This is a genomic window from Marinococcus sp. LNHM5E3-2.1, assembly GCF_056034365.1.
Window position 1 is genome coordinate 52,705 of the sequence record NZ_JBQLIB010000004.1, and the last position, 24,140, is coordinate 76,844.

At 49.9% G+C, this 24,140-nt stretch carries 28 protein-coding genes and 1 riboswitch; of the genes, 22 read left to right on the forward strand and 6 right to left on the reverse strand.

Annotation, left to right across the window (positions count from 1 at the left end):
* Window positions 1-3: 3 nt before the first annotated feature.
* The 4 genes from ACTRXH_RS06990 to ACTRXH_RS07005 all read left to right on the forward strand — a co-directional run bounded on the left by ACTRXH_RS06990 (window position 4) and on the right by ACTRXH_RS07005 (window position 2,796).
* Window positions 4-699 (forward strand): alpha/beta fold hydrolase, encoded by a 696-nt coding sequence (locus ACTRXH_RS06990; protein WP_474281348.1) that lies wholly within the window; start codon window positions 4-6, stop codon window positions 697-699.
* A gap of 15 nt (window positions 700-714) precedes the next feature.
* Window positions 715-1,479, forward strand: coding sequence for an HpcH/HpaI aldolase family protein (locus ACTRXH_RS06995; RefSeq protein WP_474281350.1), 765 nt, complete (start codon window positions 715-717; stop codon window positions 1,477-1,479).
* Between the two features lie 85 nt (window positions 1,480-1,564).
* The gene (locus tag ACTRXH_RS07000) at window positions 1,565-1,741 is read left to right on the forward strand and encodes a CsbD family protein (protein WP_474281352.1); all 177 of its coding nucleotides are present in this window, start codon (window positions 1,565-1,567) and stop codon (window positions 1,739-1,741) included.
* A gap of 176 nt (window positions 1,742-1,917) precedes the next feature.
* Entirely contained in the window at window positions 1,918-2,796 is an 879-nt protein-coding gene (locus ACTRXH_RS07005; protein ID WP_474281354.1) for an AraC family transcriptional regulator, read from the forward strand.
* A 94-nt stretch (window positions 2,797-2,890) separates the two neighbouring features.
* On the opposite strand, the gene ACTRXH_RS07010 is transcribed toward ACTRXH_RS07005, so the two are convergent.
* Genes ACTRXH_RS07010 through ACTRXH_RS07020 form a run of 3 tightly spaced genes read right to left on the reverse strand, consistent with a single transcriptional unit; the run spans window position 2,891 to window position 6,209 of the window.
* Window positions 2,891-4,381 (reverse strand): phytoene desaturase family protein, encoded by a 1,491-nt coding sequence (locus ACTRXH_RS07010; RefSeq protein WP_474281356.1) that lies wholly within the window; start codon window positions 4,379-4,381, stop codon window positions 2,891-2,893.
* A complete protein-coding gene (locus ACTRXH_RS07015) occupies window positions 4,378-5,484 on the reverse strand; it encodes a glycosyltransferase family 2 protein (RefSeq protein WP_474281358.1) in 1,107 nt (368 codons plus the stop codon). The genes ACTRXH_RS07010 and ACTRXH_RS07015 overlap by 4 nt, the downstream gene beginning before the upstream one ends.
* Window positions 5,485-5,498: 14 nt before the next feature.
* Window positions 5,499-6,209: a lysophospholipid acyltransferase family protein gene (locus ACTRXH_RS07020; RefSeq protein WP_474281360.1), complete on the reverse strand. Its 711-nt coding sequence runs from the start codon at window positions 6,207-6,209 to the stop codon at window positions 5,499-5,501.
* Between the two features lie 280 nt (window positions 6,210-6,489).
* On the opposite strand from ACTRXH_RS07020, the gene ACTRXH_RS07025 reads away from it, so the two are divergent.
* The gene (locus ACTRXH_RS07025; protein WP_474262190.1) at window positions 6,490-6,990 is read left to right on the forward strand and encodes a PTS sugar transporter subunit IIA; all 501 of its coding nucleotides are present in this window, start codon (window positions 6,490-6,492) and stop codon (window positions 6,988-6,990) included.
* Between the two features lie 51 nt (window positions 6,991-7,041).
* On the opposite strand, the gene uppP is transcribed toward ACTRXH_RS07025, so the two are convergent.
* Entirely contained in the window at window positions 7,042-7,872 is an 831-nt protein-coding gene (gene uppP, locus ACTRXH_RS07030; RefSeq protein WP_474262189.1) for an undecaprenyl-diphosphatase UppP, read from the reverse strand.
* Window positions 7,873-8,026: 154 nt separating this feature from the next.
* Between uppP and ACTRXH_RS07035 the strand changes: the two genes are divergently transcribed.
* From ACTRXH_RS07035 to ACTRXH_RS07100, 14 genes are all read left to right on the forward strand, one after another.
* A complete protein-coding gene (locus ACTRXH_RS07035) occupies window positions 8,027-8,566 on the forward strand; it encodes an NUDIX hydrolase (protein WP_474281362.1) in 540 nt (179 codons plus the stop codon).
* Window positions 8,567-8,791: 225 nt separating this feature from the next.
* Window positions 8,792-9,280 carry a ferric iron uptake transcriptional regulator gene (fur, locus tag ACTRXH_RS07040; RefSeq protein ID WP_474262186.1) on the forward strand — a complete coding sequence of 163 codons (489 nt, stop codon included), beginning with the start codon at window positions 8,792-8,794 and terminating at the stop codon, window positions 9,278-9,280.
* Window positions 9,281-9,435: 155 nt separating this feature from the next.
* Complete coding sequence (gene xerD, locus ACTRXH_RS07045) at window positions 9,436-10,323, forward strand: site-specific tyrosine recombinase XerD (protein WP_474262185.1); 888 nt, start codon at window positions 9,436-9,438, stop codon at window positions 10,321-10,323.
* Window positions 10,324-10,342: 19 nt separating this feature from the next.
* Complete coding sequence (gene deoB / locus ACTRXH_RS07050; protein WP_474281364.1) at window positions 10,343-11,536, forward strand: phosphopentomutase; 1,194 nt, start codon at window positions 10,343-10,345, stop codon at window positions 11,534-11,536.
* A gap of 7 nt (window positions 11,537-11,543) precedes the next feature.
* The gene (locus tag ACTRXH_RS07055) at window positions 11,544-12,371 is read left to right on the forward strand and encodes a purine-nucleoside phosphorylase (protein ID WP_474262280.1); all 828 of its coding nucleotides are present in this window, start codon (window positions 11,544-11,546) and stop codon (window positions 12,369-12,371) included.
* The gene (locus ACTRXH_RS07060) at window positions 12,372-13,187 is read left to right on the forward strand and encodes a purine-nucleoside phosphorylase (protein WP_474281366.1); all 816 of its coding nucleotides are present in this window, start codon (window positions 12,372-12,374) and stop codon (window positions 13,185-13,187) included.
* Window positions 13,188-13,216: 29 nt separating this feature from the next.
* Window positions 13,217-14,518, forward strand: coding sequence for a pyrimidine-nucleoside phosphorylase (locus ACTRXH_RS07065; protein WP_474281368.1), 1,302 nt, complete (start codon window positions 13,217-13,219; stop codon window positions 14,516-14,518).
* A gap of 93 nt (window positions 14,519-14,611) precedes the next feature.
* Entirely contained in the window at window positions 14,612-15,937 is a 1,326-nt protein-coding gene (lysA, locus tag ACTRXH_RS07070) for a diaminopimelate decarboxylase (RefSeq protein ID WP_474262181.1), read from the forward strand.
* Between the two features lie 16 nt (window positions 15,938-15,953).
* A complete protein-coding gene (locus tag ACTRXH_RS07075; RefSeq protein WP_022792317.1) occupies window positions 15,954-16,391 on the forward strand; it encodes a peptidylprolyl isomerase in 438 nt (145 codons plus the stop codon).
* A gap of 74 nt (window positions 16,392-16,465) precedes the next feature.
* Window positions 16,466-16,615, forward strand: a riboswitch (FMN riboswitch).
* Window positions 16,616-16,784: 169 nt separating this feature from the next.
* Complete coding sequence (gene ribD, locus ACTRXH_RS07080) at window positions 16,785-17,867, forward strand: bifunctional diaminohydroxyphosphoribosylaminopyrimidine deaminase/5-amino-6-(5-phosphoribosylamino)uracil reductase RibD (protein ID WP_474281370.1); 1,083 nt, start codon at window positions 16,785-16,787, stop codon at window positions 17,865-17,867.
* 4 nt (window positions 17,868-17,871) lie between these two features.
* Entirely contained in the window at window positions 17,872-18,471 is a 600-nt protein-coding gene (locus ACTRXH_RS07085) for a riboflavin synthase (protein ID WP_474281372.1), read from the forward strand.
* Window positions 18,472-18,501: 30 nt separating this feature from the next.
* On the forward strand, window positions 18,502-19,710 hold the full coding sequence (locus ACTRXH_RS07090) for a bifunctional 3,4-dihydroxy-2-butanone-4-phosphate synthase/GTP cyclohydrolase II (RefSeq protein ID WP_322525185.1): 1,209 nt from the start codon (window positions 18,502-18,504) through the stop codon (window positions 19,708-19,710).
* 12 nt (window positions 19,711-19,722) lie between these two features.
* The gene (gene ribH, locus ACTRXH_RS07095) at window positions 19,723-20,196 is read left to right on the forward strand and encodes a 6,7-dimethyl-8-ribityllumazine synthase (protein WP_091611315.1); all 474 of its coding nucleotides are present in this window, start codon (window positions 19,723-19,725) and stop codon (window positions 20,194-20,196) included.
* A gap of 219 nt (window positions 20,197-20,415) precedes the next feature.
* Window positions 20,416-20,793: a GNAT family N-acetyltransferase gene (locus ACTRXH_RS07100; protein WP_474262178.1), complete on the forward strand. Its 378-nt coding sequence runs from the start codon at window positions 20,416-20,418 to the stop codon at window positions 20,791-20,793.
* A 55-nt stretch (window positions 20,794-20,848) separates the two neighbouring features.
* Here ACTRXH_RS07100 and ACTRXH_RS07105 read toward each other — a convergent pair whose 3' ends face one another.
* Window positions 20,849-21,379 carry a DUF309 domain-containing protein gene (locus ACTRXH_RS07105; RefSeq protein ID WP_474281374.1) on the reverse strand — a complete coding sequence of 177 codons (531 nt, stop codon included), beginning with the start codon at window positions 21,377-21,379 and terminating at the stop codon, window positions 20,849-20,851.
* A gap of 134 nt (window positions 21,380-21,513) precedes the next feature.
* On the opposite strand from ACTRXH_RS07105, the gene ACTRXH_RS07110 reads away from it, so the two are divergent.
* Window positions 21,514-22,254: a segregation/condensation protein A gene (locus ACTRXH_RS07110; protein WP_474279026.1), complete on the forward strand. Its 741-nt coding sequence runs from the start codon at window positions 21,514-21,516 to the stop codon at window positions 22,252-22,254.
* Window positions 22,251-22,823 (forward strand): SMC-Scp complex subunit ScpB, encoded by a 573-nt coding sequence (gene scpB, locus ACTRXH_RS07115; RefSeq protein WP_474262174.1) that lies wholly within the window; start codon window positions 22,251-22,253, stop codon window positions 22,821-22,823. The genes ACTRXH_RS07110 and scpB overlap by 4 nt, the downstream gene beginning before the upstream one ends.
* On the opposite strand, the gene ACTRXH_RS07120 is transcribed toward scpB, so the two are convergent.
* Window positions 22,808-23,335, reverse strand: coding sequence for a hypothetical protein (locus ACTRXH_RS07120; protein WP_474281376.1), 528 nt, complete (start codon window positions 23,333-23,335; stop codon window positions 22,808-22,810). The two genes, scpB and ACTRXH_RS07120, sit on opposite strands and share 16 nt — an antisense overlap.
* Window positions 23,336-23,418: 83 nt before the next feature.
* Between ACTRXH_RS07120 and ACTRXH_RS07125 the strand changes: the two genes are divergently transcribed.
* Window positions 23,419-24,132, forward strand: a complete 714-nt coding sequence (locus tag ACTRXH_RS07125; protein ID WP_322525178.1) for a pseudouridine synthase — start codon at window positions 23,419-23,421, stop codon at window positions 24,130-24,132.
* Window positions 24,133-24,140: the final 8 nt, after the last annotated feature.

Below are 24,140 nucleotides of genomic sequence, written 5' to 3' on the forward strand. Positions count from 1 at the left end.
AGCATGGAACCTCTTGTATTAATTCCCGGTACGTTGTGTACGTCAGCGTTATGGGAGCATCAACACCGTGCTTTTTCTGCTGATAGAAAGATCATCATTCCAGACATGACCCGGGACGCCTCCGTGAAGGAGATGGCGGAGCGAATACTTGGCAGTGTTTCCGGATCCTTTTCGCTTGCCGGGCTGTCGCTTGGCGGCATTGTGGCTATGGAAATAATGAAAGAGGCTCCGGACCGGGTGAACAAGCTGGCACTGCTCGATACCAATCCCTATCCCCCGACTAAAGAACAGATAGAGCTTTGGGATAATCAGCAGAAGCAGCTGCAGGCAGGCGGCTTCGAACAAATGGTTTCGGAGCAGTTCCTGCCTGGTGCTGTATTTCAGGCCCGTGCCGGCGGAAGCGTTAAAGAAGTAATTCGGCAAATGAGTCAGGAGGTCGGGGAAGAGGGCTACTACAGGCAGCTTGAAGCTAACAAAACGCGCCCGGGGGCGGTAGACGTGCTTTCTGCTGTAAAGTGTCCGGCGCTGGTTTTGGCAGGCAGGCAGGATGCGCTGTGCGGGCCTTCCATGCAGGAAGATCTCGCGAAGAAAATACCGGGTGCAAAATTGGTTTTGATTGACCAGTGCGGCCATTTAAGTCCTCTGGACCAGCCCGAAGCAGTAACAGCAGTTTTATCCTATTGGCTTCAGGAAAACTAACAAAGGAAGATGAAAATGCTGAAAAACGAGGTTAAAGATAAGATTAAAAAAAACGAGCTGACCCAGGGGGCTATCACAAGCCTTTATTCGCCGGCAATCGTAGAGATGCTCGGATACGCAGGCTATGAGTTTATTATTATGGACGACGAGCACGGTGCCTACAGCGGGGCAGAAATGGAAGAAATGATCAGAGCTGCCCGGCTAGTCGGAATGGTGCCTATTATACGCGTGAGCTATGATCCTTCGAGCATTCAAAAGGCATTGGACCGTGGGGCTCTGGGCATCCAGGTACCGATGGTAAACTCCGGAGAGGAGGCCTCAAAGGTGGTACAGGCAGCAAAATACCCACCGCACGGGAAACGGGGCACCGCATTTTCAATGAGGGCTGCGGGTTACGGCTTTCACGGGGGGGAAGCGTTTATGAATGCGTCCGATGAACAAATTTTAGTGAGCGTTCAAATTGAAACCCCGGAAGCGGCCGAAAATTTTACAGAAATTATGGAGGTTCCCGGCATCGACATGGCGTTTTTAGGACCGACAGATTTGTCCGTTAATATGGGGTATAGAGACGGAGCAGACAATCCGGAAGTGCAGGAGGTGCTTACAGGGCTGTATCAAAAAAGTGCAGAAATGAAAATGCCCCTCGGTACGATTGCAAGCTCCCGGGAAGAGGTGCTTCAGGCACAGCAGAAAGGTGCCTGCTTTGTTTCACTCGTTATCACCAATGTCATAAAACAGGCACTGATGGCCAGCCTGGCCCCGAAGCAGTCTGCCAATTAAATATGCACGGTGGGAAAGTCTTCTGTTTGACGCTGCCTGCTGAAGGGAACTGCTGATGTAGACAGACATCATGGAGGGATCACAGATGAGCGATAAAAAAGGTTTTGGCGACAAACTGAAAGGAAACGCAAACAAGGTTAAAGGGGAAGCAAAAGACCGTATGGGAAGCGCCACAAACAATTCAAAGATGCAGCGCGAAGGAAAGAAAGACAAGCTTAAAGGCGTCGCCCAGGATAAAAAAGGCGATTTTAAAAACAAATAATGAAAAGGAATAGAAGTTTTCCCGTAAGGGGGCTTCTATTTCTTTTTTATGATATACATAGTCCGGTGCGCTTCTTAATCAGAAAGCTAATAGTTATCATCCGACTTTATCAGGCACGAAAAGCAGGGCACGTATTTCAGGGGATTGATATTCTCTAAATAAGAGAGGTCATTATTATGGATAGTTTACAGGAAATGAATAACGCCCTGCGTTATATTGAGAATCACTTAACGGAGGCAATCGATTTTCAGGAAGTGGCCCGTATCGCCTGCTGCTCGGAGTACCATTTTAAGCGGATGTTTTCTTCTTTAGCAGGCGTCCCGGTATCGGAATATATCCGGCGCCGCCGTTTAACGATGGCAGCGCTTGATCTTCAGCGTCGCCAGGTACGTGTTATCGATACAGCGTTAAAATATGGCTATGATTCGCCCGATTCGTTTACGAGGGCCTTTCAGAAGCTGCACGGTGTAACTCCTTCAGAAGTAAAACGGCACGGAATTTCTTTAAAAGCATATCCAGGGATGACCTTTCAACTATCTGTCCAGGGAGGAAACGAAATGAACTACCGTATAGAGAAAAAAGAAGCTTTTCGAATCGTCGGTATAAGTAAAAGAGTTCCTATCATCTTTGAGGGAGAGAACCCTGAAATTAATGCCATGTGGAAATCCTTGAACGAGGAGAAAATAAATGAATTACTTGCGCTGTCAAACCGTGAACCGGCGGGGCTCATTCAAGCTTCCGTGAATTTCTCTGAAGCACGCATGGAAGAACAGGGAGGGCTGGATCATTATATTGGCGCAGTCACTGATAAAAAAAGTACCGGAACATGGGACGTGCTGGAAGTGCCTGCTTCCACCTGGGCTGTATTTACCTCTGAGGGACCTTTTCCAAGTCATCTTCAAACAACGTGGGGACAAGTATATTCGGAATGGTTTCCTTCTTCCAGTTATCAGCAGGCATTCGGTCCAGAAATGCTTTGGATGGAGGGGGATCAGTTTGATAAGCCTGATTTCAAAAGTGAGATATGGATTCCGGTAGAGGAGAGAGAGGAATAATTCTCATCTTTCTATTACAAGCAGCCCCGCTTACGATAAAAGCGGGGCTGCTTGTATGCGCTGGTGTTATTAGAAAAGCAGAAAGCTTCTCATTTTAATTTTTCCCCCAGAAATCAAGCAAGACACCGTTATCCTTAAGGAGGGCGGAGGCAGCAAGAACGCCGCTGGTGGTCACCATGGGCGAGCCGCCGCCAGGGTGGGTGGAACCGCCGGCAAAGTAGACATTTTTAAAATCCTGGGAGCGGTTAAACGGCCGTAGAAACGCATCCTGCCGCCGGTTGGATGCGAGACCGTAAATGGAGCCCCTGTAAGCGCCAAACGTTTCTTCCAGATAAGACGGACCGAGTACTCGTTCCTCCACAATATGCGGACGGAGAAAAAGGCCAAACTCCTCAAGCTTGTCGTAGACAAGATTTCTGTACGATTGTTTTTCCTCTTCTGTCATGGCGCCGCCGGGAAGTGCTGGTGCGTTAATAAGAATAAACAGGTTGTCGCCGTCCGGGGACTGGCCGCGGTCGCTGTAGGAGGAGTTGCTGATATAAATGGTCGGATCATCTGGAAATGCTCCGTGCTTGAGCTGCTCAAACTCTTTTGGATAATTGGCAGAAAAGTAGACCTGGTGATGCTTTAACTGCGGAAGGCGGGTGTTGAGTCCGGCCATGATCACAAATGCTGAAATAGATGGCTCGGGATGATCTGGAACGGTCCGGCTCTTTTGACTGAAGCCCGGGAAAAGTAACGGATACTGGCTGAGAAGATCCCCATTTAATAATACACTGTCCACTTCCAGAGATCCTGAGGCTGCATGCACGGTTTGAGCACGTCCATTGCGGGTGGAAACGTGGTATACGGGATCATTGAACGAAAAGGTAACGCCAAGCTCTTTGGCTGTTTCATAAAACACGTCGGCAATCTTTACGTTTCCGCCCGGAGTATAGTACACGCCGTCAGCGAGCTCGAGGTGGGCAATCAGCGCGAATGTTGCCGGAGCATCATACGGCGAAGAGCCGATATAGGTCGCATAACGGTCGAACGCCTGCTGCACATCCGGATGCTCGAAAAACCGCCGGTGGAAAGCATGCATGGTAGTGGCCGGACGCACTTTGCGAAGGGCAAGGGCGAGCCCCGGTGAAAGGTAATCCAGCGGCGACTCGAAGGTGCGCTGCAGAAAATTTTCAGTAGCGAGGATGTAAAGCCGTTTCACTTCCCGAAGGTAGTCATCGTACCGGCTGGCGTCGGATTTTGAAAGACGGGCGATGGCCTGTCTTGTTTCTTCGGCATCTGAGGAGACGTTGAGCATGCTGCCGTCAGGGAAGTAATTACTGGTATGTTCCGGCAGCTGTTTGAACGGAAGGAGCTGCCCGGGATCCTTGCCGGCAAAAGCAAGTACGCGGTGAAATATATCCGGCATCGTAATGGTGTTAGGACCATAATCAAATGTATGATTTCCCAGCTGAAACGGGCGGAGTTTTCCTCCAGCCCGTTCGTTTTTTTCGTATACAGTAACGTTTTCCCCGGTTTTAGCGAGTACAATGGCAGCACTTAAGCCTCCGAGTCCGGCGCCGATAACAGCAGTAGTTGTCATTGATAGGTCCGCCCTTTCCATGAATAGCCTTTTTTCGTTTTGTCCAGATAAATCGAATACAGCAGCACAGCAATCATGACTCCCGAAGATAGAGGCTGTACGAGTACTGTCCACCACGGATGGGAAGCTTTTATCGTAATCCCGGCGCGAAGCAAAGCCGTCAGCACGTATGGGACAGCGAGCTGCCACTCGGACATGGCAATGGCAGCCAGCAGAAGAAAGGCCGGGACGATAAAAAAAAGAGTATGAACAGCGATGACGGCCAAAGCAATGATCGCCGAGCGGCCGATCCCCGGAAAAATATTTTTGCTGAAGCCAAGCCACGCTTCCCGGCTGGACGTATACATATAACAGGTAACCGCAGGGCCCGGAGAAACGAGCAGTGTTTTTAAGTGTTTTGATTTTATGTTTTGGGCAAGTGCCATATCATCCACGAGCGCCTGTTTAACAGCAGCATGACCCCCGGCCTGGTCGTAGGCTGGCCGGCTGAAAAACAAAAAAGCCCCGTGTGCTGCAGTAAAGGCCCTCCAGGTGGTGCGGTTAGCGGCTGCGACGGGCAAGTGGGCATACACGACAAAATGCTGCATATACACAAGCAGCCGGCCCCAGAAGCCTTCTGTTTTGAAATGAGGAAACCCGGTAACCAGACCGGCATCGTGCTTCTGAAGAGCCCCCTCTGCCCAGCGGAGGGCGTCCGCGTGCAGTCTTACATCGGCATCAACAAAACACAAATACTGTCCGGCAGCTTCACTCGACAACTGATGGCACGCATGTACTTTGCCGTTCCAGCCGTCCGGCAGCGTGGTCCCCTCAATGTAGCGGGCATTAGGCCAATAGCGTACAGCATCCTGCAGGAGCATTTTTGTGCGGTCAGTCGAATGGTCATCGAGAAAGATAAATTCTGTTTTTAGATCGTCCGCCTGGCGGAGGCTCCGCACAAGCGCTGGCACGTTCCGTTCTTCATTCCGAAGCGGTACAAGAACGCTGATCAAGCCCGGTCGCTTCGGTACCGAAAACGAGGCGAGAGAAGGAAGGGTCCACACGTTAATGATCGTAAATACCGTCCAGGCGCTGAGGATGCATATGAGAATCCATAGGAACATGGCGGGAGTCCTTTCTATTTTTTCTGCCGGAGGGAAGTCCACCAGCTGCTCATCGTCTGTGAACCTCTCAAAACAGTAGTGTAGTTCTCCATATGCTCGTAAGCGATGTCTTCACGCATCTCGTCCCATTGATGCTGCAGGTGACGCTCCAGCGCGTCCTGAGATGCCGCTCTCGAAGCGAGGTTCTCCGGGGTCCTCGGGAGCGGTGGACCGATGTTTATGAAGATTTCAGGCTTTTGATGGTGCAAAAATGTGTAGTGCATCGTAACCGGTACAAACGGTACATCCACCCGGGGAAGCAGATAGGAAATGCCGGGCTGAAGAGTGATCGGAAACTGATCGGCATGGGTTTCTGCCCCTTGCGGGAATAGCCAGACGTGATGACCGTTCACGAGCTTATCCTCTGTGTAGCGGAGGGCATTAATAACATCGCGGCGGCTGCTGTGGTCCACCGAGTAGGCTCCGAGCCTGCGGAAAAATGGAAATTCGCGCAGCCCTTCTTCGTCCATCATGACGTAGCCCGGGTGACGGAACCAGTGTTTATTTAAAAAGTAGATTAAAAGGCCGTCCCACCAGTTGCTGTGATTCACATAAAAAAGCGCAGCATCGTCGGTGTAGATACTGTTGTTATGCATATGTACGGCTGAGAAATGCTTTTGGATCAAGCGCCGGTCATACAAATAAAACAACTTCTCAAAAAGTGGCTGTTTATTTTCTGTAATCATCTGCGCACCCCCTGTGTTGGACTGTATGTATAGAATTCAGGTTTAAATTGTTATAAAAAGAAGGTATATACAATTAGAATAGAGTTCTATTCCTTATTCGCGCGTATTTAAAACGTGTTGTATAAACGTACAAAAAAGAGTATTACACCAGGCATTCTCTGGAATGTTATGGTAAAGACGTTCCGGAAAGTTTGTGCGCAGGCGTGAAGTTCGTTACACTTACTAAAGCATACGCACAGCTTGAACGCAGTTGTGACTATATAAGAAGGAAGTGAATAAAATGTTAAAAAAACTATTTGGAAAAGAACAAAAGCCTGTAGAAGTCACCATAAAATCGCCGGTAAGCGGGGCATTCGTTGATATTACAGAAGTGCCGGATCCGACATTTTCAGAAAAAATGATGGGAGAAGGTTTTGCGGTTGATCCATCGGAAGGAATTATTCTTTCACCGGTTAAAGGGAAGGTGGAACAGATCTTTCCAACGAAGCACGCCATCGGCATCCGTTCAGAGGAAGGACTTGATGTATTAATTCACATCGGACTTGAAACGGTGTCGCTCGACGGAGAAGGCTTTACATGCAAAGTATCCGAAGGAGACAGCGTGGAAGAGGGCGATCTGCTGATGGAATTTGATATGGATGTGATCAGTGAAAAAGCTGCCAGCAAAATCACGCCAGTCGTATTCACGGAAGGCGATCAGGTCGAAAATATCCAGATGAACAGCGAAAACCGCCTGAAAGCGGGAGAAACCGTAGTAGCGACTATCACTGTCAAAAAATAATGAAATACAAAATCCAGCCGGAGTCCGGCTGGATTTTTATGTGATAAACGATTATTCGACTACTGTACTTCCCGGATCGAGAAATAAAATAGTCACAAGCGCGAGCAGGAAGCAGTAGATTGCAAAGTAAGTGAGCTTTCCTTTATTCAGGAAGTTAATCAGCCATACGATGCCGAGCCATGAAGTGATCAGTGAGGCAATGAATGCAGCAATAAGCGATACTGCCCCAATAGAAGCGAGGCTGCCGTCTGTAATATCACCGAGGGCGAGCACGGTTGATCCTAAAATGACAGGGATCGAAAGCAGAAATGAAAACCGGACCGATGTCTCCCGGTCCAGACCGGAAAACAACGCAGCAATCAGCGTGCTTCCGGATCTTGAAATGCCGGGAATGACAGCCACCGTCTGTGCAAGGCCGACAATGACCGCATCGAGCGTCGTCATTTCATTAACGGTACGGCTGCCAATGGTGTAGGCCCGCTCGATGATGATGAGAAAAATGCCGGTCAGGGTAAGCGATATAGCGATCATCACCGGCGTTTTCAGGGCGCTGCCAAGCGAGTCTTCAAGGAAAACGCCAAGAATACCGGTAATAACGGTTGCAAGTACTATGTACAAACAAAGGAAAAATTCAGGGCGGTCCTCCCGGTTCCTTTTGGCGATATACCGGAAAAATACCTGAATCAGATGAAGAATGTCTTTGCGGAAATAAAAAATGACGGCTACGATTGATCCCAGGTGCAGGAAAATTTCAAATGATAGGCCGGGGATCGAATGGCCGAGGAGAAATTCTGCAATGATGATATGGGCGGTGCTTGAAATCGGCAGGAATTCTGCAATTCCCTGGACGATTCCTAGAAAAATAGCTTCAAAAATATTCATGGGTCCAACTCCTCCATCAGATTACTTGGATAGTGTAGCAAATCTGGTGATAATTAGGAAGAGTGAAAATAAGCAAATGACTATTCTCACAGACAGTTAAAGACTGGTAAACTAAAACGAATGAATCACATTCGATGCAGAAAGGACGTTAACGATGGATTTTACAGAAAAAACAACGAATAAGAAAACAATATTTGAAGGAAAAATCGTCGATTTATCAGTGCATGACGTAACACTTCCGGACGGGCGGAGCAGCAAGCGTGAAGTGATTAATCACAGCGGTGCGGTTGCTGTGGTGGCGGTCACCCCGGAGCAGAAAATAGTTATGGTGAAGCAGTACCGGAAGCCGCTCGAAAAGCCGCTGGTTGAAATACCGGCCGGGAAACTCGAGGGTACTGACAGTCCTGAAGAAACAGCAGCCCGGGAATTAAAAGAAGAAACCGGGTACACTGCAGGGCGCCTGCAGAAAATTGCTTCATTTTATACCTCTCCTGGATTTGCAGACGAAATTGTTCATTTGTATGAGGCGTTTGAACTGGAGGCCGGAGAACCGGAAACCGAAGAGGATGAATTTATTGAACTAATGGAAGTAAGTGTGAAGGAAGCAGATGAATTGATCCAGAAAGAAGACATTCATGATGCTAAAACCATGTATGCAGTGCAGTATGTAAAAACGATTCTCGGTCAGCAGTAATTGAGATTGAATATCGTCATTTATCTGTCACATAGGGAATTCATTGATAATCAATACCTGAATTACTGAAATTACGGGAAAAACAAGGTTTATATGCAAATTTCATGCCAATTTATTTATAATGATTTTAAACTGAGAATGGTTATCGGTTTTATATTGACAGGCTTATTTAAAATTATTATAATAAGCTTATTACCCTTGAAGGAATAAGGGAGGTAGCGATAATTGGAAAATCGGGTAGAACGTATTAAAAAACAGCTGCATGAACAGAGCTACAAGCTGACCCCGCAAAGGGAAGCAACCGTACAGGTGCTTTTGGAAAATGAAGAAGATCATTTAAGTGCAGAAGATGTGTACCTTCTGGTAAAGGAAAAAGCGCCGGAGATTGGTCTTGCCACCGTGTACAGAACACTGGAATTACTTAATGAACTTGAAGTTGTGGACAAAATCAACTTTGGTGACGGAGTTTCACGGTATGACCTTCGAAAAGAAGGAGCCAGCCACTCTCATCACCATCTCGTCTGCATTGAATGCGGAACAGTTGATGAAATCCAGGAGGACCTTCTTGCAGAGGTCGAAAAGATTGTAGAAAAAGACTATCAGTTTAAAGTGAAAGATCATCGTTTAACATTCCACGGTGTCTGCCACCGCTGTCAGGCGAAGGCAAAAAAGGACAAAGAAAGTGCGGAGGCTCCTTCGCTGCACACGAATTAACATATGCACGGGCATCGTCTTTTGACAAAAAGCGGTGCTTTTTTTATTTTACAGTATAATGAAAGCGGTATATTTACTGGCGCATTCGCCCTTCCCTAGTAATAAGCGACTATGCTATTCTTAGAAGGGAAGATTGGGAAGCAGGAGGCGGTCGTATGACCACGGAGGTACTGGACTTTATTCATTATTGCCAAGTTGAAAAAGGCCTCTCCAAAAACACGATTCAGTCGTATCAAAGAGACCTCGAACACTATAGAAAATTTATGCAGCTCCGGGAGAAGAAATCATGGGCGGATACTGAGCGTGCGGACATTGTGGATTTTTTGTATGCCCAAAAAGAAGCCGGACGCTCTACAGCTACGCTGGCGCGCTTTTTGTCATCGGTCCGGGCGTTTCACCAGTTTCTTCTGCGTGAACAGGTGGTAAAAAAGGACCCTGCAGAGTTGATTGAAATCCCGAAAGGGGAAAAGAAGCTTCCGACCGTGCTGTCCACTCAGGAAGTTGAGCGGCTGCTCACAGCGGCCGAGGGCACAACAGCCTTTGCAAAGCGGAATCATGCGATGCTTGAGTGCATGTACGCTACCGGTCTGCGGGTGACTGAACTGTGTGAATTGAAAATGTCTGATGTGCATCTGCAGATGGGATTCATCCGCTGTATCGGTAAAGGAAACAAAGAAAGGATCGTTCCGCTTGGGAAAGTGGCTTCCGAGGCTATTGACACGTACATACATCACGGTCGCAGTACCCTGATGAAAAGCAAACGTCATGAGCTGTTATTTGTTAATCATCACGGCAATCCACTTTCGAGGCAGGGTTTTTGGAAGATATTAAAAGCAACAGCAGGCCAAGCAGGGATAGAAAAAGCATTAACGCCGCATACCCTGAGGCATTCCTTCGCCACCCATCTGCTTGAAAACGGGGCAGATCTGCGGGCGGTCCAGGAAATGCTCGGACACGCCGATATTTCCACCACCCAGATTTACACCCATGTATCCAACCATAAATTAAAAGATGTATACCTGCAGGCTCATCCGAGAGCTTAGCAGAAAAGGAGAGAGAGTAATGGAAAACTACAAGTACCCACGCATTTTTTTAGTTGTTATGGATTCCGTCGGCATCGGCGAAGCTCCTGACGCTGAGGAATACGGAGACAAAGGGGCCGACACGCTCGGTCATATCGCCCAGCATATGAACGGAATCAAAATTCCGAACCTTGAACGACTCGGCCTTGGAAATATCCGGGAAATCCCGGGTGTAGAGGCGTCAGCGTCACCAACGGCTTCGTACGGTTATATGGAAGAAATGTCGCGAAGCAAAGATACGATGACCGGCCACTGGGAAATCATGGGCCTCTACATTGACGAGCCTTTCCGCACATTTCCGGATGGCTTTCCGGATGAGCTTTTGCAGCAGCTCGAACAGGAAACAGGCCGGGGTGTTCTCGGAAATAAAGTGGCTTCAGGTACCGAGATCATTGAAGAGCTCGGCGAAGAGCATCAAAAAACTGGAAAGCTGATTGTCTACACATCGGCGGATTCAGTGCTTCAAATCGCCGCACATGAGGATGAGGTGCCGGTTGAAGAACTGTATGACATCTGCGAAAAAGCCCGGGCGATGACGTATGAAGCACCGTATATGATTGGCCGCGTGATTGCCCGCCCGTTCACCGGATCCCCCGGCAGCTATGAACGTACAGCGAACCGCCATGATTACGCGCTTAAGCCGTTTGGCCGCACGGTCATGAATGACATTGAAGATGCCGGTCTTGACAGCATTGCCATTGGAAAAATCAGCGATATATATGACGGCGAAGGGGTTACGGAGTCGATCCGTACCTCCTCCAATATGGATGGCATGGACCGTGTCACAGAAACCGCGCAGAAATCCTTTACGGGTCTCAGCTTTTTAAATCTGGTGGACTTTGACGCTAAGTTCGGCCACCGCCGTGACCCGCAGGGATACGGAGAGGCGCTCGAGGAGTTTGACGCCAGGCTTCCAGAGCTGCTGGAAGCTATGGAGGAGAATGACCTTCTGCTTATTACTGCCGATCATGGAAACGATCCCGTGCATCACGGCACTGACCATACCCGTGAAATCGTACCGCTGCTTGCCTATAGCAAAAGCACCGGCTCTGCTCCACTTGGCACCCGGAAAACATTTGCCGATATCGGTGCCACGGTGGCGGATAATTTCCGTCTATCCATGCCGAATTACGGTACAAGCTTTTTACAGCAATTAAAAAGGAAGGGTGAATAATTTGAGTATCCAGCAGCAAACCAAAGAAGCAGTTCAATACATTCAGTCCAATATCTCCGCTGTACCGACGACCGGGCTCGTGCTCGGTTCCGGCCTGGGGGTACTGGCCGATGAGATTAAAAACCCAGTCGTTCTAAAATATGAAAATATCCCGGGCTTTCCTGTTTCCACGGTGGAGGGCCACGCGGGCCAGCTTGTATTCGGTGAACTTGAGGGTATGCAGGTGGCAGCGATGCAGGGACGTTTTCATTACTATGAAGGCTATTCCCTTCAGGAAGTGACTTTTCCTATCCGCGTCATGAACGCGCTCGGAGTGAAACGGCTTCTTGTCACCAATGCTGCGGGCGGCGTGAACCATGACTTTGAACCGGGTGATTTGATGATTATCGATGATCACATCAACTGGCTCGGCGCTAATCCGCTTATTGGAGAAAATGATGCAGAGCTCGGTCCCCGCTTTCCGGATATGAGCTCGGCGTATTCGAAAGGACTCGCCAAGATTGCTGACGAAGCGGCGCTTTCGCTGAACATCCGTATTCAGCGCGGCACATATATGGCAAATACCGGACCGGCCTATGAAACCCCGGCAGAGGTCCGCATGGCCCGGGTGCTGGGAGCGGATGCCGTCGGTATGTCCACGGTGCCGGAAGTAATCGTTGCCGTTCACGGAGGCATGGAAGTGCTCGGTATTTCCTGCATTTCAAACCTCGCTGCCGGTATGCTTGACCAGCCGTTGAGCCATGATGAAGTCATGGACACGACCTCAAAGGTCCAGGAAGATTTCTTGAAATTAATGAAAGAAACCCTTCGTCGGATCGCACAGGAGGATGCCTGAATGGATGCTGTAAAAATAAAAGAAGCAAAGGATTACATCCAGTCGAAGTACAGTGCAGCGCCCGCGGTCGGCATGATTCTTGGCTCCGGGCTCGGCGATCTGGCTGATGATATTGAAGCGGCTACTGTAATCCCATATGAAGACATTCCGCATTTTCCTGTCTCTACAGTGGAAGGCCATGCCGGGCGTCTTGTCCTCGGCGAGCTCGAAGGAAAAACAGTCGTAGCGATGCAGGGCCGCTTTCATTACTATGAAGGCTATTCGATGCAGGAGGTGACATTCCCGGTCCGGGTGATGAAAGCGCTCGGCGCCGAGTTTTTATTTGTCACCAATGCGTGTGGAGGGATGCAGTCGTCGTTTCGGCCGGGGGACTTAATGGTGATTGAGGATCACATAAACTTTACCGGCACCAACCCGTTGATCGGCCGGAACGACAGCGATCTCGGGCCGCGCTTTCCCGATATGAGCCAGGCCTATGATCCAGTACTCCGCGGTAAAGCATTTCAGGCTGCTGAAACGCTTGAAATTGACTTGAAACGCGGCGTCTACGGCGGCATCGGCGGTCCAAACTTTTTGAGCCGGGCAGAGTTAATTCTGCTTCGGAACGTCGGCGCTGATGTAGTGGGCATGTCCACGGTGCCGGAGGTAATTGTGGCACAGCATGCCGGTCTGCGCGTACTCGGTGTTTCATGTATTACTGATATGGCCATCGGCGAAGAAATCGTCAGCATATCCCACGAGGAAGTTATGGAAACGGCGGCCAAAACCAAACCGATTTTTATCTCTTTAATGAAAGAAATCGTCAAAAATACGTAATCAATAGCAATGTGTAAAGGGGCCATACTATGAGAATGGTGGATATTATTGCAAAAAAGCGCGATGGAAAAGAACTGAATGAAGAAGAAATCCGCTGGTTTGTGGAATCATACAGCAACGGCGAGGTGCCGGATTACCAGGCATCGGCGTTTGCGATGGCGATTTACTTTCAGGATATGACCCAGAAGGAATCTGCCGCGCTCACCTACGCGATGGCAGAGTCGGGCGATCAGCTCGACCTGTCGGCAATCGAGGGAATCAAAGTGGACAAGCACTCCACCGGAGGCGTTGGCGACAAAACGACGCTGATTATTGGACCGATTGTAGCAGCATGCGGCGTTCCTGTAGCGAAGATGTCCGGGCGCGGACTCGGGCATACCGGCGGCACAATTGATAAGCTGGAAAGCTTCCGCGGATTTGAAACAGAGATTCCAAAGGAAGAGTTCGTCAATCTTGTTAATGAGCATAAAATTGCTGTCGCAGGTCAAAGCGGTAACCTCACCCCGGCAGACAAAAAGCTTTACGCCCTTCGGGACGTGACGGCGACGGTAAACTCTATTCCATTGATTGCAAGCTCGGTGATGAGTAAAAAAATCGCAGCCGGCGCAGACGCGATCGTGCTTGATGTAAAGGCGGGCTCAGGCGCCTTCATGAAAGAAGTGGAGGAAGCGAAGCGTCTGGCGGAAGCAATGGTGGAAATCGGCCAATCACTCGATCGTAAAACGATGGCGGTCATTTCCAATATGGATCAGCCGCTCGGCCGGACCGTCGGGAATGCGCTCGAAGTAAAAGAAGCAATTGAAACGCTGCAGGGCAACGGGCCGGAAGATCTGCACGAGCTGAGCGTCACGCTTTCTTCCTATATGCTTGTCGCGGGCGGCAAAGCCGATACGCTCGAGCAGGCGGAAAAAATGGTGCTTCAGGTGATTGAAAACGGGGAAGCGCTTGAAAAAATGAAAGCATTTGTGAAAAATCAGCACGGTGATGCCTCCGCTGTGGATCATCCGGAGAGTCTTGCGGCTGCTGAGCACCGGGTAGAAGTGAAGGCGGAAGCCACCGGCTACGTACATGGTATTGAAGCCGAAGAAATCGGCGTAAGTGCGATGCTTCTCGGAGCCGGACGGGCCACCAAGGACGATGTGCTTGATTACAGTGTGGGCATCGAACTGACGAAAAAAATCGGTGACCCTGTACAAAAAGGAGATACAATTGCGGTCATGCACGTAAACGCCCAGGACAGCGCTGAGAGCGCCAGAAAAATTGCTGAAGCCTTTACGATTGCAGAAGCTGCGGTGGAAAAACCAGTCCTCATTTATGAAACCGTGCAGTAATTGCACGGTTTCTTTACTTGCATAAAGCTTTTGTCTTTTTCGGAAGCGTGCTAAAATAAACGAACGAGGAGGAGCAACGAAGGAGAGAATAATATGCAGCTTCATGGAACGCACCATATAAATGAACACGGCCACCTGGAGATTGGCGGGGTGGATACCGTTAACATAAAGCAGGAGTACGGAAGCCCGGTTTACGTCTATGACGTCGCTTTGATGCGGGAGCGGGCCCGGGGATTTCAGCAGGCTTTTGAAGATAACGGAATGACGTATCAGGTGGCCTACGCGAGCAAAGCCTTCAGCTGCGTTGCAATGTCACAGCTGGCGAAAGAAATGGGGCTCAGTCTGGACGTGGTTTCCGGAGGAGAGCTGATGACGGCATCAAAAGCCGGTTTTCCTATGGAAAAAGTTCATTTTCACGGTAACAATAAAAGCGAAGCAGAAATCGCTCTTGCCATTGAGCTTGGCATCGGCTGTTTTGTGATTGATAATTTTCATGAAATTCAATTGATTGAGCAGCAGGCGGCCAGGCAGCAGACGCGTGTGGAAGCGTTGATCCGTACGACTCCGGGCATCGAGGCGCATACACATGAATACATTTCCACTGGGCAGGAGGATTCAAAGTTTGGCTTTGACCTGACGTCCGGCCAGGCAGACCAGGCTATTTACCGCCTGCAGCAGAGTCCGTCCATCAATATCAAAGGCGTGCATTGTCATATCGGCTCGCAGATTTTTGAAACGAGCGGATTTACAATGGCTATCAAAAAACTGTTTGATCAGTTTGTGCACTGGCAGGAGCATCTGCAGTTCACGCCGGATGTGCTGAACTGCGGCGGCGGCTTTGGGATCCGCTATGTGGAAGGGGACGAACCGCTGGCACCGGAGCAGTACGTGCAGGATATGATTCAGTCAGTCAAACAGGAAGCGCTCCGGACCGGCATGGATGTGCCGGAGATCTGGATTGAGCCCGGAAGGTCCATCAGCGGCGATGCCGGCACGACGTTGTATGACGTAGGGTCAAAAAAAGATATTCCCGGTGTCCGCCGGTACATTTCGGTGGATGGCGGCATGTCCGACAACATCCGCCCGGCATTGTATCAGGCAGAATATGAAGGCATTCTTGCCAACCGCGGCCATGAAAAAGCCGACGACACGTTTTCAGTCGCCGGCAAGCTTTGTGAAAGCGGCGATATGCTGATTTGGAATCTGCCGCTTCCGGAAGTGAAAACCAACGATACGCTGGCGGTTTTCTGTACAGGAGCCTATGGGTACTCCATGGCCAACAATTATAACCGTCTCCCGCGTCCGCCGGTCGTCTTCGCCGAAGACGGGGAATCGCACCTGGTGGTTCGCGGAGAGACATACGAAGATATTCTTCAGTACGACCTGTCCTATGAGCCAGCAAAGGCAAAAACAAAATAAAAAGGGGTAGAGAGAGATGAAAAAAGGTAAAATCGCATTTGAAAATGGAGAAACAGTAACGTTGGAATTTTTCCCGGAGGACGCACCGGGCACAGTGAAAAACTTTGAAAGTCTGGCAAATGACGGCTTTTATGACGGCCTTACGTTCCACCGCGTCATCCCGGGCTTTGTCGCCCAGGGCGGATGCCCGAACAACCGCGGAGACGGAGGCCCGGGGTACACGATCCCTTGTGAAACGGAAGGGAACCCGCGCACTCATGAAAGAGGCTATCTGTCGATGGCGCACGCCGGAAAAGACACCGGCGGAAGCCAGTTCTTTATTCTGTTTGACCAGCAGCCGCACCTGAACGGCGTGCATACGGTATTCGGCCGTGTGACAGATAACATGGACCAGGTGGACCGCATTCAGGCGCAGGACGTTATGAAGGAAGTGCGGGTCTGGGACGAAGCGTAAGCTGAATCTTTTGACGGATATTTAAGAACGTAATAAAATGTATTTTAACTTCATACGGTACGTTGATTGCGATCAACATCCTTCGGGGTCGGGTGCAAGTCCCAACCGACGGTGATAAAGCGAATGCTTTTCAGTCCGTGACCCGGTAAGCGCTGCTGGCGTGGACGGTGGATTCAGTGCAATTCTGAAGCCGACAGTAATAGTCTGGATGGGAGAAGGAAAACCGTATTCGAAAAAATTCTGTTTTTCTGTCAGCAGGTGTAACGCTGCAGAATAGAACCGGAATATTATTTTGGATACGTATGTATAAAAGCCCCCGGATGTTTTCATTCGGGAGCTTTTTTTATTTCTGTAATCAATAGCAGCAAGCAAAAATAAAGGAGGTCCGGCCATATGGATCATACCTGGATGCACACAGCACTCGAACTGGCACGCTCGACGGAAGGGCAGACTTACCCGAATCCAATGGTCGGTGCCGTCGTCGTTAAAGATGGGAGAGTTGTGGGGATGGGAGCGCATCTTCGCTCCGGGGAAGCACATGCAGAAGTCCATGCGCTCGCGATGGCAGGAGAAGAAGCTGAAGGAGCGTCGATTTACGTCACTCTTGAGCCCTGCAGCCATTACGGCCGTACTCCGCCGTGTGCCAAACAGATTATTGAAGCGGGCATCGAAAAAGTAGTGGTGGCAGCGTCAGACCCGAATCCGCTTGTAGCCGGAAAAGGCATACAGATGATGGAAAAAGCAGGCCTTGAAGTGGTGACCGGAGTCAGGCAGGAAGAAGCGGCTTACTTAAACCGGAAATTTTTTCATTTTATTAAGACCGGCCGACCTTACGTGACGGCTAAAACAGCTTCTTCTCTAGACGGAAAGACTGCTACGGCCACGGGCGAAAGCCAGTGGATTACCGGAAAAGAAGCCCGGGAGGATGTTCACCAGGAACGGCGCCGGTGTGACGGCATATTAGTCGGCATCGGAACGGTGCTGAGCGATGATCCCTCTCTTACGGCCCGGGTCCCGGAAACGGGAGTGACGCCGGCCCGGGTCGTGCTGGACAGTGAACTCCGGATGCCGGAAAACAGCCGGATGCTAAAAGACGCCGCAGCTCCGGTCTACGTTTTGACGAACGATCCGGCTGATGCTGAGAGGCAGCGCCGCCTGGAAGAAGCAGGAGCTGAAGTGATTCCGGTCGCTTCCGGCGTGAAAAATATCTCCGCGGTGCTGGATGTGCTCGGGAAAAAGAAAATCGTTTCATTGTTTGTGGAAGGAGGGGCCGGCATTCTCGGCTCTTTCCTGGAAGCAGAAGTGATTCAGGAATATTTAATGTATGTAGCGCCGATTGTGATTGGCGGGGAAAATGCACCCGGAGTGTATCAGGGAAATGGTATTTCGACGCTTCAGGAAGCCCGGGCATTTTCATTGAAAAAAGAAGAGACATTCGGGCAGGACCGAAAATATACATTGCAGTCCGGGGAGTGAAAGCATGTTTACAGGAATTGTAGAAGCGACAGGAACAGTATCAAAAATGACGCATCAGGAAAATTTAATTCAGCTCGAGCTTGAGAGTAATCTGGATATGGACAGTATTCACATTGGCGATAGCATCGCGGTAAATGGCATCTGCCTGACAGCGACGGCTAAAAACGGGCGGTGCGTCTACGTAGACGTGATGGCTGAAACGCTCAAGCACACGAGTCTGAAATACATGGAAGAAGGTACACGCGTAAACCTGGAGCTTGCGATGCAGGCCGGAGGACGGTTTGGCGGACACTTTGTCCAGGGACATGTGGATGCCACAGGAACCATTGCTTCCATTGAAGAGGAAGAAAACATGATTTACGTGCACGTACAGACACCGAAGGAGCAGCTCCGCTACATGACTAATAAAGGCTCCGTCACGGTCGATGGCATCAGCCTGACAATTTTCGGAGTGGACGACGAAAAAGAAACCTTTACTCTGTCGATTATTCCGCATACGTGGGAGGTAACCAACCTGGCAGATAAACAGGCTGGTGATCTGGTCAATATTGAATGTGACATGCTTGCCAAATATACAGAACGTCTGTTAACTGTAGATAAATAAAACCTTTGCAAAGAAAGTAGGAACGATACCATGGAGGAACGACGCTGGTTTGACCCCATTGAAGAAGCGTTAGATGAACTGAGAAACGGGCAGGTGGTGATCGTCTGTGATGACGAAGACCGGGAAAACGAAGGAGATTTTGTCGCCCTGTCGGAAAACATTGATGCCCAGACAATTAACTTTATGATTACGTATGGCCGCGGTCTCGTCTGCACTCCGATTACAGAAGAGCAGGCCGGGCGTCTGCAGCTTCAGCCGATGGCTGATCAAAACACTGATCCGCACGGTACTGCTTTTACGGTGAGCGTCGACCATGTGTCGTCCAAAACCGGTATCAGTGCCTCCGAGCGGGCGCTGACGATCCAGCATCTTGCCAACCAGACCGCAGAACCGGGGGACTTTCAGCGTCCGGGCCATGTGTTTCCACTTATTGCAAAAGAAGGCGGGGTCCTGCAGCGGGCCGGTCATACGGAGGCTGCGATTGACCTTGCGCGCCTGTCTGGAAAAACGGCCTCAGGGACGATTTGTGAAATTACACGGGAAGACGGGGAAATGGCCCGGGTGCCGGAGCTCCGCGAAATTGCTGACCGGTTCGGGTTAAAAATGGTAACGATCAAAGACTTAATCAGCTACCGCCGTCACCGCGAAAAACTGGTGAAGCGGGAGGCGGATACGAGCCTTCCGACCGAATTTGGTGATTTCCGGGCGCTTGGTTTTACTTCCTCCATTGATGGGAAAGAAATGATGGCGCTTGTAAAAGGGGAGATCGATCCGGAGGAAGAAACACTGGTCCGGGTTCATTCGGAATGTCTGACTGGGGACGTCTTCGGCTCCAAGCGTTGTGACTGCGGACCACAGCTGCAGGCAGCGCTGATGCAGATCGAAAAAGAAGGCAAAGGGGTACTGCTTTATATGCGCCAGGAAGGACGCGGCATTGGCCTGATCAATAAATTAAAAGCCTATGAGCTGCAGGAGGCGGGCTATGATACGGTGGAAGCAAACAAAAAGCTTGGTTTCCCGGATGATCTGCGTGAATACGGGATCGGCGCCCAGGTGCTCCGCGACATTGGCGTAGGGAAAATGAAGCTGCTCACTAACAATCCGAGGAAAATAACGGGGATCTCCGGCTACGGCCTTGAAGTGACGCAGCGGATTGCGATACAGCTGCCGCTGCAGGAGGAAAATGAGAAATATATGCGTACGAAGTTTCAAAAATTGGGACACATGCTTCATTTTTAGGAGGAAAATAGAATGACAACTACTATTGAAGGCAACGTAAACGGCAGTGGACAAAAAATTGCGATCGTCGTAGCACGTTTTAATGAATTTATTAACAAACAGCTGCTCGAAGGAGCGGAAAGCACACTAATCCGCAGTGGGGTGAAGGAAGAGGATATAGATGTTATCTGGGTGCCCGGGGCGTTTGAAATTCCTTTTGCCGCCCAGCAGGCAGCCAAAACGAAAAAATACGATGCGATTGTGGCCATTGGTACCGTCATCCGCGGCGCAACTCCACATTTTGACTATGTATGCAGCGAATCCGCCAAAGGAGTCGCAAATGTCTCCCTGCAGGAAGAGCTTCCGGTTATTAACGGCATCATCACGGTGGAATCCATTGAACAGGCGATTGAACGTGCCGGCACAAAAGCTGGGAATAAAGGTTCCGAGGCAGCTATGGGAGCCGTGGAAATGGCCAGTCTTGCAAAAAAAATCCGCATGGAGTAAAATAAATCACACGGTTTAAAGCCGTGTGATTTTGGTTTGAGTGATTACACGTGCATGAGCGGTGATAAGCGGCTTTCAGTTATAATTACCTATATTCCTCTTGCATTTCTGTCCAAAAGCGTGTATGGTCAATGGTGAATTTGGATACTGGTTTGCGTAAATTATGGAAATGAAGACAAATTTGTCTGAAATTCTGATCACAATGAGGGATAATTGGTTATGTTGATTAAGTATAAACAATCCTATAAAAAAATAGCGATGGGGCTTCTTTCGTACATGCCGGAAGAAAAGGATGTAAAAAAGCTCCAGGAAACGGTCCAGCAGTATGAAGAAACAGATGACTGGCAGCTGTTTATGTGGAAGGAAGACGATGATATTGTCGGAGTCGTCGGTCTGCGTTACACCGAAAACGGAGAAGCAGAGCTTCGCCATGTATGTGTGAATCCATCCTACCGGGATGAAGGGATCGGCAAAAAAATGGTGCAGGCGGTCAGAGGGCGTCTCGACCAGGATCTGGTTGCTAGCAAGGAAACGGTCCAGTTCCTGCAGGTGTGCGATGAACACCAAAAGGATATTCTGGAAAATGAAGTGAACTAATACCCACCCGCCGGTACACGGCGGGTTTTTTAATGGAAATGCGCAGAAGATGTGATTACAGACCGCCGCTCCGGCGCTGCTTATCCCGGATGCGGAGCTGCTTATCGCGTTCATGAACGATATCGGTGCGGTCACGGAGCACGTGCTTGTGGACGAGATCTGTGTCTTCAAGCGGAGAGGCCTGCAGCCAGGAAATGTTTTTTTGTTCGCACATACGGATGCACTCGGCTTCGAGTTCGGGATCCCTCATCGGCAGGTTCATGTCCCGGAACGGCTCTCCGAGATGTTCGAGCTGCTCCTCGATAGCCTGCAGAAGCCTCTCGGCGTCGAGCCCGAGTGCCTGCAGACGGTGCGCAAGCGGCCCGAGAATCACGCCGGCGTTTTTCAGGCACTTGGAAGCACCGGTAATATTTCCCCTCCGCTCGTGGTACAGACCTACAGCGATCTGAATCAGTCCGGGCCATACAGGGTCACGCTCTCCGGAAGGAGCTTCTTTCCAGTGGTCCTCAAGTATTTCGTGGCATTCAAAGTAATCGCGGGTGCTGTGAAATTCGACAAGAAACAGAATGTAGGCGTCTGGATACATACGGAGGTTTCTCCTTTCAAAAATCATTGATAGAACTGATTGTATCAAAAACGTACGGGGAAAACGCATGCCCTGCTTACAGCGGATATGATATACTTGCAACAGCACTCAACAAGTGATGAAGGATGGGAACTATGTCCGAGCAGTATAAAGTGAAAATTGATCAATTTGAAGGGCCGCTTGATGTGCTGCTTCATTTTGTCCAGCAGGCGGAGATGGATATTCAGGATATTCCGCTCGCTGCAATCACGGATCAGTATTTGCAATATGTCCGGACCATGCAGGAGCTTGAGCTTGATGTGGCGGGGGAGTACCTCGTGATGGCCGCTACGCTTTTGCAGATCAAAAGCCAGACCCTGCTGCCTGTGACGGCTGATGAGGAGGCCTGGATTGAGGAAGAAGACCCGAAGGAACAGCTGATTGAGCAGCTTGAAGAATACAGGCGCTATAAAGAAGCAGCCGGGAAGCTTCAACAGAAAGAACAGCAGCAGCAACAGGTGTACAAAAAACCGCTTAGCGAATGGAGTACCGGAGAAGAAAAGGAAGAAAGTCTTCCGGAGGGGCTGACGGTGTATGATATGGTGGCAGCGTTTCAGAAGATGAAGGAACGGGCGAAAAACGCCCATCCTCCGCAGGCCACTGTCCGGGCGGATGAATATTCGGTGGAAGACCGGATGACAGAGGTAATGGGAGAAGTCGAACGACTCGATGCCTGTTCGTTTTACCAGCTGTTTGAAGAAACAAGAACCAAGCCGCAGATGGTGGTAACATTTCTTGCTCTGCTCGAGCTAATGAAACAAAAGCAAATTCGCTGCGAGCAGGCGCACAATTTTGATGATATAACGATTCAACTGGCAGAAAAGGTGAAGGTATGAAACAGGAAAAAACGATTGAGGGGAAGCTGGAATCGCTGCTGTATATTAGCGGGGATGAAGGCCTGGAGGCAGAACAGGCCGCCCAAGCCCTCGGTTTAGAAACCGAGACTGCCCGCGAACACTTAATCTCCTTAAAGAATGCCTGGGCGGAGCGGGAAGGCGGGCTGCAGATTACCCAGGCGGAAAATACATTTTTCTTCGCCACGGTGCCCGGGGCGGCGGAAGCGATTGAGCAGTTCAGTGAGCAGCAGAACCGGCAGACGCTCAGCCAGGCAGCCCTGGAGACACTTGCTATTATTGCGTACAATCAGCCGGTACTGCGGGCAGACATTGACCAGGTGCGCGGAGTAAAATCGGACCGGGCGCTGCAGACCCTGCTCACCAAAGGACTCGTCAAAGAATTTGAGCGTACCCAGAAGCCGGGGAGACCGATGTCCTTTGTAACGTCCACCCGCTTTTTAGAGTATTTTGGACTTGAAACCCTGGAAGAACTGCCGCCGCTCGAGGATGAAGAACAGCCGGAACAGGCGGATCTGTTTTTCCGGGAACTGTATCAAGATGAAGAATAAGTGAAAAGCGCTGATAAGCGCTCTGCTTCCTGGTACAGTGACTTAGTGGCGGCGTGGACAGTTTCCCAACTGTCAGCGCCGTTTTGTGCGTTTGACACAAATACCGTTTTCCAGCTGCTCGTACCGGTTTTCCAGTACGAATCAAGGTATGTACGGTAGCGCTGGAAAAATTGCCGCAATTCCTCTGCTTCGCGGGACGAAAAGGCAGTGTGAAGCTGTTCTTCCGAAAAATGCAGAGCGTGCTCGGACTCCCGGACAGCCCGGGGGTGCGGTGCATTGAACTGCCGGAACAGAGCATCTTTCACCGTTATGAACCGGATGTAGATGTCCTGCTCGACGGAGGCCGTATAGGCCTGGGTCCGGGTGGTTTCTGCTGCGGTCTCGAGCCGGTTTATACGCAGGTCCACTTCCTGCAGCTGTCTGTATGTACGGTAGGTGCGGACAGCGGACCAGGCGGTTATACCGGTAAGAAGCAGCAGAGCGGCATAAAGAATCAGAAAATGAAATGTCATGTGGAACGCTCCTTTCTCCGTATTGTAGCGGAAGCAGGACGAAAATAAAATAAGCAGAAAAAACTGTATGAGGAGGCCTATTTATGGAAAGATTACAAAAAGTGATTGCCCAGGCCGGCATCACTTCAAGAAGAAAAGCAGAAGACTATATTACGGACGGCCGGGTAAAGGTGAACGGCAAAACTGTCAAAGAGCTTGGCAGTAAAGTCGGTATCAATGACCAGGTGGAAGTGGACGGCATTCCGCTCACTAAGGAAGAACCGGTCTATTATTTACTATACAAGCCGAAGCAGGTTATTTCCGCGGTAGCGGATGATAAAAACCGCAAAGTGGTCACCGATTTCTTTCCCGAAGTAAAGGCGCGTATTTTCCCCGTCGGCCGGCTGGATTATGACACTTCCGGGCTGCTGCTTTTAACTAATGACGGCGAATTCGCCAATAAAATGATGCACCCAAAAAGCAATGTAAAAAAGACGTACATCGCAAAGGTGACGGGCAAACCGTCCGCAGAAAAGCTGCAGCTTCTCCGCCACGGCATCGAGCTTGACGGGGTAAAAACGGCCCCTGCAAAAGTGAACGTTAAATCCGCCAACAAAAAAGGCAACAGCTCGATTATTGAAATTGTGATCCATGAAGGAAGAAATCATCAGATCCGCCGCATGTTCGAAAAGATCGGACACCCGGTGGAAAAACTGAAGCGCGAGCAGTACGCCATGCTCGATCTGCTCGGAATGAATCCAGGGGAAACCCGTCCACTGAAGCCAAAAGAAGTTAAGCAGCTCAAGGATCTGGCCTAAAAGTTCAT

Excerpts from the sequence above, each read along its gene's own strand:
- ACTRXH_RS07120 (WP_474281376.1), bottom strand. The coding sequence starts at position 23,335 with ATGACATTTCATTTTCTGATTCTTTATGCCGCTCTGCTGCTTCTTACC.
- ribH (WP_091611315.1), top strand. The coding sequence starts at position 19,723 with ATGACAACTACTATTGAAGGCAACGTAAACGGCAGTGGACAAAAAATT.
- ACTRXH_RS07035 (WP_474281362.1), top strand. The coding sequence starts at position 8,027 with ATGGATTTTACAGAAAAAACAACGAATAAGAAAACAATATTTGAAGGA.
- ACTRXH_RS07060 (WP_474281366.1), top strand. The coding sequence starts at position 12,372 with ATGGATGCTGTAAAAATAAAAGAAGCAAAGGATTACATCCAGTCGAAG.
- ACTRXH_RS07020 (WP_474281360.1), bottom strand. The coding sequence starts at position 6,209 with ATGATTACAGAAAATAAACAGCCACTTTTTGAGAAGTTGTTTTATTTG.
- ACTRXH_RS07125 (WP_322525178.1), top strand. The coding sequence starts at position 23,419 with ATGGAAAGATTACAAAAAGTGATTGCCCAGGCCGGCATCACTTCAAGA.
- ACTRXH_RS06990 (WP_474281348.1), top strand. The coding sequence starts at position 4 with ATGGAACCTCTTGTATTAATTCCCGGTACGTTGTGTACGTCAGCGTTA.
- deoB (WP_474281364.1), top strand. The coding sequence starts at position 10,343 with ATGGAAAACTACAAGTACCCACGCATTTTTTTAGTTGTTATGGATTCC.
- ACTRXH_RS07110 (WP_474279026.1), top strand. The coding sequence starts at position 21,514 with ATGTCCGAGCAGTATAAAGTGAAAATTGATCAATTTGAAGGGCCGCTT.
- ACTRXH_RS07025 (WP_474262190.1), top strand. The coding sequence starts at position 6,490 with ATGTTAAAAAAACTATTTGGAAAAGAACAAAAGCCTGTAGAAGTCACC.
- lysA (WP_474262181.1), top strand. The coding sequence starts at position 14,612 with ATGCAGCTTCATGGAACGCACCATATAAATGAACACGGCCACCTGGAG.
- ACTRXH_RS07090 (WP_322525185.1), top strand. The coding sequence starts at position 18,502 with ATGGAGGAACGACGCTGGTTTGACCCCATTGAAGAAGCGTTAGATGAA.
- ACTRXH_RS07005 (WP_474281354.1), top strand. The coding sequence starts at position 1,918 with ATGGATAGTTTACAGGAAATGAATAACGCCCTGCGTTATATTGAGAAT.
- xerD (WP_474262185.1), top strand. The coding sequence starts at position 9,436 with ATGACCACGGAGGTACTGGACTTTATTCATTATTGCCAAGTTGAAAAA.
- ACTRXH_RS06995 (WP_474281350.1), top strand. The coding sequence starts at position 715 with ATGCTGAAAAACGAGGTTAAAGATAAGATTAAAAAAAACGAGCTGACC.
- ACTRXH_RS07000 (WP_474281352.1), top strand. The coding sequence starts at position 1,565 with ATGAGCGATAAAAAAGGTTTTGGCGACAAACTGAAAGGAAACGCAAAC.
- ACTRXH_RS07105 (WP_474281374.1), bottom strand. The coding sequence starts at position 21,379 with ATGTATCCAGACGCCTACATTCTGTTTCTTGTCGAATTTCACAGCACC.
- ACTRXH_RS07010 (WP_474281356.1), bottom strand. The coding sequence starts at position 4,381 with ATGACAACTACTGCTGTTATCGGCGCCGGACTCGGAGGCTTAAGTGCT.
- ACTRXH_RS07085 (WP_474281372.1), top strand. The coding sequence starts at position 17,872 with ATGTTTACAGGAATTGTAGAAGCGACAGGAACAGTATCAAAAATGACG.
- ACTRXH_RS07065 (WP_474281368.1), top strand. The coding sequence starts at position 13,217 with ATGAGAATGGTGGATATTATTGCAAAAAAGCGCGATGGAAAAGAACTG.
- ACTRXH_RS07075 (WP_022792317.1), top strand. The coding sequence starts at position 15,954 with ATGAAAAAAGGTAAAATCGCATTTGAAAATGGAGAAACAGTAACGTTG.
- uppP (WP_474262189.1), bottom strand. The coding sequence starts at position 7,872 with ATGAATATTTTTGAAGCTATTTTTCTAGGAATCGTCCAGGGAATTGCA.
- ACTRXH_RS07015 (WP_474281358.1), bottom strand. The coding sequence starts at position 5,484 with ATGTTCCTATGGATTCTCATATGCATCCTCAGCGCCTGGACGGTATTT.
- scpB (WP_474262174.1), top strand. The coding sequence starts at position 22,251 with ATGAAACAGGAAAAAACGATTGAGGGGAAGCTGGAATCGCTGCTGTAT.
- ACTRXH_RS07100 (WP_474262178.1), top strand. The coding sequence starts at position 20,416 with ATGTTGATTAAGTATAAACAATCCTATAAAAAAATAGCGATGGGGCTT.
- ribD (WP_474281370.1), top strand. The coding sequence starts at position 16,785 with ATGGATCATACCTGGATGCACACAGCACTCGAACTGGCACGCTCGACG.